The organism is Streptomyces sp. NPDC056224, from assembly GCF_042267665.1.
GTDB lineage: Bacteria > Actinomycetota > Actinomycetes > Streptomycetales > Streptomycetaceae > Streptomyces.
In genome coordinates, this window is the sequence record NZ_JBHJTK010000067.1 from 20,972 (window position 1) to 27,964 (window position 6,993).

A 6,993-nucleotide genomic window follows, 5' to 3' on the forward strand; every position below is an offset into this window, starting at 1 on the left:
TCCGACGGGGGCACGGCCACGGGTCCGGTTCCGTTACGCGTCGGCGGGCGGGATGTTGTTGTTCACGCGGAACAGGTTGGTGGGGTCGTAGGTGCGCTTGATGGCGCGCAGCCGCGTCCAGGTGTGCTCCGGGTAGGCCTCGTGGATACGGGCCTGGCTGTCGTCGGCGAGGAAGTTGACGTACACGCCCGGTACGCCCTTCTGCAGGGCGGCGGTCAGCTCGTCGGCCCAGCGGGTGTGCACCTCGGCCTCGGCCGGGTCGGCGTACATGGCCGCGATGTTGATCATCACTCCGCGGTTGCGGTGGGCGAACGCGGTGTCGTCCTCGGCCACGCGGGCCATCGCGCCGCCGAGGACGCGCACCTGGACGGCGGACATCATGGCCGTCGAGGAGCTGATCCGGTCCAGGACGAGCGCGGCGTCGTCGGCGTCGAAGGTGTCCACGAACAGGTTGCGGGCGGCGGCGACCGGGTGGAAGTCGTCCTCGGGCGGGTAGACGCCCGGGAAGGGCATGGGCGCGATCATGTCGGCGATCGGCGTGGCGAGGGCCCGGAACGGGGCCACTGCCTGCTCCGCCGTCTCGCCCTCACCTGCGTAGACCATCATGGCCATGACGACCTGCGTGCCGTGGAACTCCTCGGGGACGAACGGCAGCACGTTCCCCGGCATGACGTTGAGGATGGTGGACAGCTCCTCCGGAGCCTTCCGCGCCAGTTCGACGAAGCCGGCGATGACCTCCGTGGTGCCCGGCAGGACCAGCAGGCCGCCGAGGACGGTGGTCAGCTCGTGCAACCGGAACTTCAGGCGGGTGACCACGCCGAAGTTCCCGCCGCCGCCGCGGATCGCCCAGAACAGGTCGGGTTCGTTCTCCGCGTCGACCCGGTGCAGCTCGCCGTCGGCGGTGACCACCTCGGCCGCCAGCAGGTCGTCGATGGTGAGCCCGTGCTTGCGGACGAGGTAACCGACGCCGCCTCCGACGGTGATGCCGCCGAGGCCGACGCTGCCCGTGTCGCCGAAGCCGGTGACGAGGCCGTGCTCGGCGGCCGCGTTGGTGTACTCGCCGGCGGTCAGGCCGGCCTCCGCCCAGGCGGTGCGGGTCTCCGGGTCGATCTCCAGGCCGCGCAGCGACGACAGGTCGAGGACGAGGCCGCCGTCGAGGAGGCAGAACACGCTGTGCCCGCCGCCCTTGACCGCCAGGGGCAGTTCGTTGTCGCGGGCGAAGTTGACGACCCGTGCCACGTCGGCGACGTCGGACGGGCGCACGATCGCGGCGGGCTGCTGGTCCATGCCGCCCAGGTACACGGTGCGGGCCTTGTCGTATCCGGCGTCACCCGGCGCCAGCACCTGACCGCTGACCACGGCGCGCAGCTGCGGAACCGGCACGGTGCTGCCCTGCTCGATGAGCGTGTCGGTCTTCTCCACCATGAAAGTTCTCCTCATGTCTTGCTGCAGCGGTGTCGCCAGGGCTCGGTCCATCGTCGTACGGGCGGGACGTGCGGAGCATCTTCTGGATTGCTGTGATGGCCGTCCTCGGCCCGGGTCCGCGGCCTGCGCGCCGCGGCGCGGACGGCGGTCGGTGGAGCAGGGCGGCCAGAGCACGGCAGAAGGTGCGGCGGCGGCTGCCGGGTCGCCAACCTCGGAAGGGGGGCGGCTTCAGCCTGTCCCGCTGTCGACGTCCGGGAGGAACCATGAAGATCACTCGTACCGCCGCCTTCGTCACCACGGCCGCCACCGCCATGGCCCTCGCACTGATCCCGCAGACCGCGTCGTCCGCCACGCCCGACTGCTCGTACACGAAGAGCGGCCAGGTGCCGCTCAACGACCTGGGCACCGGGACCTATCAGGGCCTGATGGGCGGCCTCTACCCAGGTGGCAGCAACACCCGCCCCGCCGCGCACAACGCCGCGGGCGAGGACATCGCGAACAACCAGGTGCTGCCGCGCAACGCCGCCGGGCAGGTCGACCTGGTCAACGGCAAGATCGTGCTGATCTCCATCGGCATGTCGAACACCACGCAGGAGTTCCAGAAGTTCATCCAGACCGCCGGCGGGTACGCCAACCTGAACTCGAAGCTCGTCATCGTCGACGGCGCCCAGGGCGGCAAGGACGCGAGCACGTGGGCGAACCCGGCGGACACCACCTGGTCGGTGCTCGCCTCCCGGCTCTCCGCCGCCGGTGTGACCCCCGCCCAGGTGCAGGCGGTGTGGCTGAAGGAGCAGTTCCTCGGTGAAAACCTCGGTGCCTTCCCGGCCGGCGCCCAGAACCTGAGTACCGCCCTCGGCTCGATCGCGCGCAACGCCCGGGCGAAGTACCCGAACCTGGCGCTGGGCTACGTGGCCAGCCGGATCTACACCTACGACCCGGCGCGCAGCGCGGGTGCGTACCAGCAGGGCTGGGCCGTCAAGAAGCTGATCCAGGACCAGATCAACGGCGCCTCGAACCTCACCTACGGGCCGGGCGGCGTCGCGCCGTGGCTGTCCTGGGGTCCGTACATGTGGGCGGACGGCCTGGGCTCGGACGGTGTGGCCGGCGGCGTCCCGGGGCGCAGTGACGGCCTGGAGTGGGCGTGCTCGGACCTGGAGTCCGACCGTGTGCACCCCGGTCCGACCGGTGAGCAGAAGGTGGCCAACCTGATCCTGGGCCAGTTCAGCACGGACTCGACGACCACCCCGTGGTTCAACAACTAACCCGCGAAGGAGGCCGTAGCGTGCCGCACATCGAAATTCCGGCCCCGGTGCCGGGTATCCGCGGTCTGATGGCCAGCAAGCCCGCCTCGGGACGGCGGATGAGCGAGCTCGCCGAGCAGCTGCTGCGGGGCGAGTCCCCGCTGAGCGTGGGTGAGCGGGAGCTGATCGCCGCCTTCGTGTCCTTCCGCAACCGGACCCGGTACTGCACGGGCTCGCACACCGCCGCGGCCGCGCACGCCCTGGGCGGCGACTACGAGCTGGTGGAGGCCGTGAAGCGGGATCCGGCGAGCGCGCCGGTCAGCGAGCGGATGCGGGCGCTGCTCGCGATCGCGGGCAAGGTGCAGGGCGATGCCCGTGAGGTGAGCGGGGAGGACGTCGCGGCGGCGAAGGCCGCCGGGGCGGACGACGAGGCGATCCACGACACGGTGCTGGTCGCGGCCGCGTTCTGCATGTTCAACCGGTACGTGGACGGGCTGGGCGCGATCACGCCGGACGACCCGGCGGTGTACGACGAGATCGGGCTCTTCCTGACGGCGCACGGGTACCTGCCTCCGGCGGAGTGAGCCGGACCCGCCCCCGGGACCGTGTTCACGCGGCGGTTGAACGCACGAGTCGGTTGAACGCGCGGGACGGGGGCGGGGCGCGCGGCGGGGCCCACTGCCCCGTCCCGCCCGGCCTGTCGACTCCTGGCCCCAACTCACCTGCGCACGCCATGAGTTGGCCGGGCCGGCGAGCTCTGGTCACGATGAGGCATCGACCAGTCCGTTCAGAAAAGGATCTTCCGGTGCCGCACATCGAGATAACCAACGACCTCCCCGGCATCAGCGGGCTCATGGTGCAGCGGCCCGACACGGCCGGGCCGCTCAACGCGGTGGCCAACACGCTGCTGCGCGGCGAGTCCCCGCTGAGCCGGGGCGAGCGGGAGCTGATCGCCGCGTACGTCTCGGAGCTCAACCGCACCCGTTTCTGCGCCGACTCGCACAGCGCGTTCGCCGCGGCGCAGCTGGAGGGCGGGCAGCGGCTGGTGGCGGAGGTGCTCGCCGACCCCGAGTCCGCGCCGATCAGCCCGCTGCTGCGGGCTCTGCTGCGGATCGCGGCGGAGGTCCAGGCGCTGGCGCAGCCGGTGTCCGACGAGGCCGTCGCCGCCGCCCGCAAGGAGGGCGCGGGGGATGCGGAGATCCACGACACCGTACTGATCGCGGCGGCGTTCTGCATGTTCAACCGCTACGTGAACGGCCTGGCCACCGATCTGCCGGCCGATACGTCGCACTACACCGAAGTCGCGGAGCGCATCGTGGCGCGCGGCTACGGATCGGCCCGCTGAGAGGGCATCCCGTTCGAAGGAGGGCGACATGGTGTGGTCCATGGCAGACGTACCCGACCAGAGCGGTAGGACCGCTCTGGTGACGGGGGCTTCCGGCGGCATCGGGCTGGAGACGGCCCGGGTGCTCGCGGCGCGCGGTGCGCGGGTCGTCCTGGCCTGCCGCGACGTCGAGCGGGGGCTGGCCGCCGCGGCACGGATCGGTGGCCGCTCGGAGGTGGTCCGGGTCGATCTCGGCTCGCTGGATTCGGTTCGGGGTGCGGCGCGGGAGGTACGGCGCCGGCTCGACCGGCTGGACCTGCTCGTCAACAACGCCGGTGTGATGTTCCCGGCGTACGAGCACACGCAGGACGGCTTCGAGCCGCACTTCGGTGTCAACCACCTGGGGCACTTCGCCCTGACCGGCCTGCTGCTGGGGCTGATGCGTGACGTGCCCGGCTCGCGCGTGGTGAGCGTCGCCAGTCTCGCCCACCGGGCGGCGGCCCGCGGGGTGGGCGCGGCCGACGTACGCGGGGCGGGCGGGCACCGCTCGGTCGTGGCGTACGGCCGGTCCAAGCTCGCGAATCTGATGTTCGCCCGGGAACTGCAGTGCCGGCTGGTCGACGCCGGAGCCGAGACCGTGTCGGTGGCAGCCCATCCGGGCCTGTCCGCCACGGGCCTGTGGCACAGCGGGGCGCCGGGGTGGCTGCGCCCCGTGAGCGCGGCCGCTTTGCGCTGGCTGGGGCAGTCCGCGGACTCGGCGGCGCTCCCGTCGCTGCGGGCGGCGACCGATCCGCTGGTGTCGGGCGGGGCCTACCTCGGTCCGGGCGGCCCGGCCGAATGCCATGGCGGTGCCGGGCCCGCGCGTTCGAGCCGGGCTTCCCGCGACGTGATCGCGCAGATCCGGCTGTGGGAGATGTCGGAGGAGCTGACCGGGGTGCGCTACGCGCGTGAGGCCGGGCGCGGGGCGGATGCGCGGCCGGTCGTGGAGGTGGCACGGTGAGCGGGTCGGCAGGCGGGACGAGCATCGCGGCCGGGGTCGGCGAGGGGATCGCCGATGACGGCGGCAACTTCGGCAAGGTCGCGGCGTGGGCGTGGTTCTGGCGCAGTTTCGACATGTCGCTGCCGGATGTCAGTGGTGCGGCGTGGCAGTCGGACCCGGCGGCGCCCGCACCGGCGGAGCCCGCACCGGCGGAGCCCGCACCGGTCGTTCCTGAACTTCCTTTTCCGGTCGGGTTGTTGGCGCGTTCTTTGCAGTGATGCGGGGGGCGTCGCGGCCGACCTGGCTGGGTCGGGGCGAGGAGTGCCGCAAAGCGGCTCAACGTCGCTTCGGACCGCCTGGGGCCGTGCCCGCGGTTCTAGCCTTTCGCACCGATAGCACGCCTCGGCGAAAGGCCCTCCCATGACTCAGGTCGCCCACAAACCCGCTCCGGCGCCACGTGCGGCCCGTGCGGACGTTCCCGCACTTTCACGGACGCCCTCCTTCTTCTTCAACGGTTTCGCCCCGCGCCGCCGGGCGCTGGTGCTGCTCGTCGGCGCGCTGTTCGGTTTCGCGCTCACCGTCGTGTGGTCGGCCCAGTTCGTCGACAAGACGATCGGCGACAACGTCGCCGACACGCTGCTCGGCCACGCGGCGAAGGGGACCGCGATCACCGGAACCCTTGCCGGCGTGGCCTTCGCGCTCGCCACCGGAATCGCGGGCACTTTCACCGCCTGCAACATCGCCGTGTTCAGCGCGCTCGCACCGCTGGCCGGTACGTCGGCCACGCGGCGCGGCCGGATGGCCGCCGCGCTGCGTCCGCTGGGCTTCCTCGCGGCCGGGGCCCTGGCCGTCTCGGCCCTCTACGGTGTGGTCGTCGCCCTGGTGGGCACCAGCATGCCCCAGTTCCAGACGAGCTCGAGCGGCGCGGGCTTCTCTCCCCGGCTGGTGCAGGCGATGGTGGTCTACGGGCTGATCGGCCTGGTCATGACGTACCTGGGGCTCGCGGCGGCCGGTGTGGTGCGTGATCCGCTCGCCCGGCTGACCGCGCGCTTCCCGAACGCGCCGATGGTGGTCATGGGCGCGCTGATCGGCGGGTTCCTGATCGGCCGGCCGTTCGCCCTGTTCCGCCAGCTGTTCCAGGACGCGGCCCGGAGCCACAACGTGTTCTACGGGGCTGCGGTGTTCAGCCTGCAGACCCTCGGCAACATCCTCATCGTGGGTCTGCTGTTCCTGCTGGTCACCGGAATCCTCGGCGACCGGCTGCACCGCTGGCTCGTCGCGAAGCCCAGCCGGGCCTCCGCGGTGATGGCCGCGGCGTTCGTCGCCGCGGGCGTGTTCATGATCCTGTACTGGGACGTCCGGATGCTCGCCCGCAGGGACCTGATCTGGTACCCGCTGGCACCGTGGGCGGCCTGAGCGGCCTTACCACGGGGTGAACGGCCCGGGAGGGCGTGGGCACGTCCCTCCCGGGCCGTTCGCGTGCGGACCGGGGGCGGACCGGCGGCGGACCGGGGGCGGTTCAGGCGTGATCTGCCACGGCGCCGATGAGCTCGACGGTCAGGTCGGCCACGTCGGGGACGTCGAGCGCCGGGGCGAGGTGGGCGAGGGCGGTGGCGAAGCGCCCGCCGTTCTCGCGGGTCATCGCCATCGAGCCTTCCCACAGCGCGCTGCGGATGTGCCGGGCGCTCAGCACTCCCTGCGCGGAGGAGGCGGAGACACCCAGGATCTCGGCGACGCGCCGTTCGAGCGGGGTCGGGGTCCATGTGCCGTGGCGCAGGTCGAGGAGGAGGTTGCCGGCCTGGCGGCGGGCTTCGTCTGCGGCCGGCTTCTCCAGGAGCAGGGCGGCGGTGGCAGTCATGTCGTTTCCTTGGTTCGCGGGGATGTGAGTGCGGTGTTCAGAGGCGGGCGGCGGCGCGCAGGGCGTCGACTCGGTCGGTGCGCTCCCAGGTGAAGTCGGGGAGCTCGCGGCCGAAGTGGCCGTAGGCGGCGGTCTGGGCGTAGATCGGGCGCAGCAGGTCGAGGTC

9 protein-coding genes are annotated in these 6,993 nt (G+C 72.1%); 6 read left to right on the forward strand and 3 right to left on the reverse strand.

The features are described from left to right. Nucleotides 1–33 precede the first annotated feature (33 nt). Complete coding sequence (locus ACFCZ1_RS36555) at nucleotides 34–1,425, reverse strand: FAD-binding oxidoreductase (RefSeq protein ID WP_376682615.1); 1,392 nt, start codon at nucleotides 1,423–1,425, stop codon at nucleotides 34–36. Between the two features lie 263 nt (nucleotides 1,426–1,688). Between ACFCZ1_RS36555 and ACFCZ1_RS36560 the strand changes: the two genes are divergently transcribed. The 6 genes from ACFCZ1_RS36560 to ACFCZ1_RS36585 all read left to right on the forward strand — a co-directional run bounded on the left by ACFCZ1_RS36560 (nucleotide 1,689) and on the right by ACFCZ1_RS36585 (nucleotide 6,385). Continuing rightward, the gene (locus tag ACFCZ1_RS36560; RefSeq protein ID WP_376682616.1) at nucleotides 1,689–2,687 is read left to right on the forward strand and encodes a hypothetical protein; all 999 of its coding nucleotides are present in this window, start codon (nucleotides 1,689–1,691) and stop codon (nucleotides 2,685–2,687) included. Between the two features lie 20 nt (nucleotides 2,688–2,707). Next, nucleotides 2,708–3,250 carry a carboxymuconolactone decarboxylase family protein gene (locus ACFCZ1_RS36565; RefSeq protein WP_376682617.1) on the forward strand — a complete coding sequence of 181 codons (543 nt, stop codon included), beginning with the start codon at nucleotides 2,708–2,710 and terminating at the stop codon, nucleotides 3,248–3,250. 221 nt (nucleotides 3,251–3,471) lie between these two features. Then, nucleotides 3,472–4,011 carry a carboxymuconolactone decarboxylase family protein gene (locus tag ACFCZ1_RS36570; RefSeq protein ID WP_376682618.1) on the forward strand — a complete coding sequence of 180 codons (540 nt, stop codon included), beginning with the start codon at nucleotides 3,472–3,474 and terminating at the stop codon, nucleotides 4,009–4,011. Between the two features lie 28 nt (nucleotides 4,012–4,039). Beyond that, the gene (locus tag ACFCZ1_RS36575) at nucleotides 4,040–4,990 is read left to right on the forward strand and encodes an oxidoreductase (RefSeq protein ID WP_376682619.1); all 951 of its coding nucleotides are present in this window, start codon (nucleotides 4,040–4,042) and stop codon (nucleotides 4,988–4,990) included. Further along, a complete protein-coding gene (locus ACFCZ1_RS36580) occupies nucleotides 4,987–5,247 on the forward strand; it encodes a hypothetical protein (protein WP_376682620.1) in 261 nt (86 codons plus the stop codon). The genes ACFCZ1_RS36575 and ACFCZ1_RS36580 overlap by 4 nt, the downstream gene beginning before the upstream one ends. A 142-nt stretch (nucleotides 5,248–5,389) precedes the next feature. Continuing rightward, nucleotides 5,390–6,385 (forward strand): hypothetical protein, encoded by a 996-nt coding sequence (locus ACFCZ1_RS36585; protein ID WP_376682621.1) that lies wholly within the window; start codon nucleotides 5,390–5,392, stop codon nucleotides 6,383–6,385. Between the two features lie 103 nt (nucleotides 6,386–6,488). Here ACFCZ1_RS36585 and ACFCZ1_RS36590 read toward each other — a convergent pair whose 3' ends face one another. Next, nucleotides 6,489–6,827 carry a hypothetical protein gene (locus ACFCZ1_RS36590; RefSeq protein ID WP_376682622.1) on the reverse strand — a complete coding sequence of 113 codons (339 nt, stop codon included), beginning with the start codon at nucleotides 6,825–6,827 and terminating at the stop codon, nucleotides 6,489–6,491. 37 nt (nucleotides 6,828–6,864) lie between these two features. Beyond that, on the reverse strand, nucleotides 6,865–6,993 hold a 129-nt coding region (locus ACFCZ1_RS36595), incomplete at its 5' end, for a methionine adenosyltransferase domain-containing protein (RefSeq protein WP_376682623.1).

What these genes read in the sequence shown, in the direction of transcription:
- ACFCZ1_RS36590 (WP_376682622.1), bottom strand. Translation starts at nt 6,827, where the DNA reads ATGACTGCCACCGCCGCCCTGCTCCTGGAGAAGCCGGCCGCAGACGAA.
- ACFCZ1_RS36555 (WP_376682615.1), bottom strand. Translation starts at nt 1,425, where the DNA reads ATGGTGGAGAAGACCGACACGCTCATCGAGCAGGGCAGCACCGTGCCG.
- ACFCZ1_RS36575 (WP_376682619.1), top strand. Translation starts at nt 4,040, where the DNA reads ATGGTGTGGTCCATGGCAGACGTACCCGACCAGAGCGGTAGGACCGCT.
- ACFCZ1_RS36585 (WP_376682621.1), top strand. Translation starts at nt 5,390, where the DNA reads ATGACTCAGGTCGCCCACAAACCCGCTCCGGCGCCACGTGCGGCCCGT.
- ACFCZ1_RS36560 (WP_376682616.1), top strand. Translation starts at nt 1,689, where the DNA reads ATGAAGATCACTCGTACCGCCGCCTTCGTCACCACGGCCGCCACCGCC.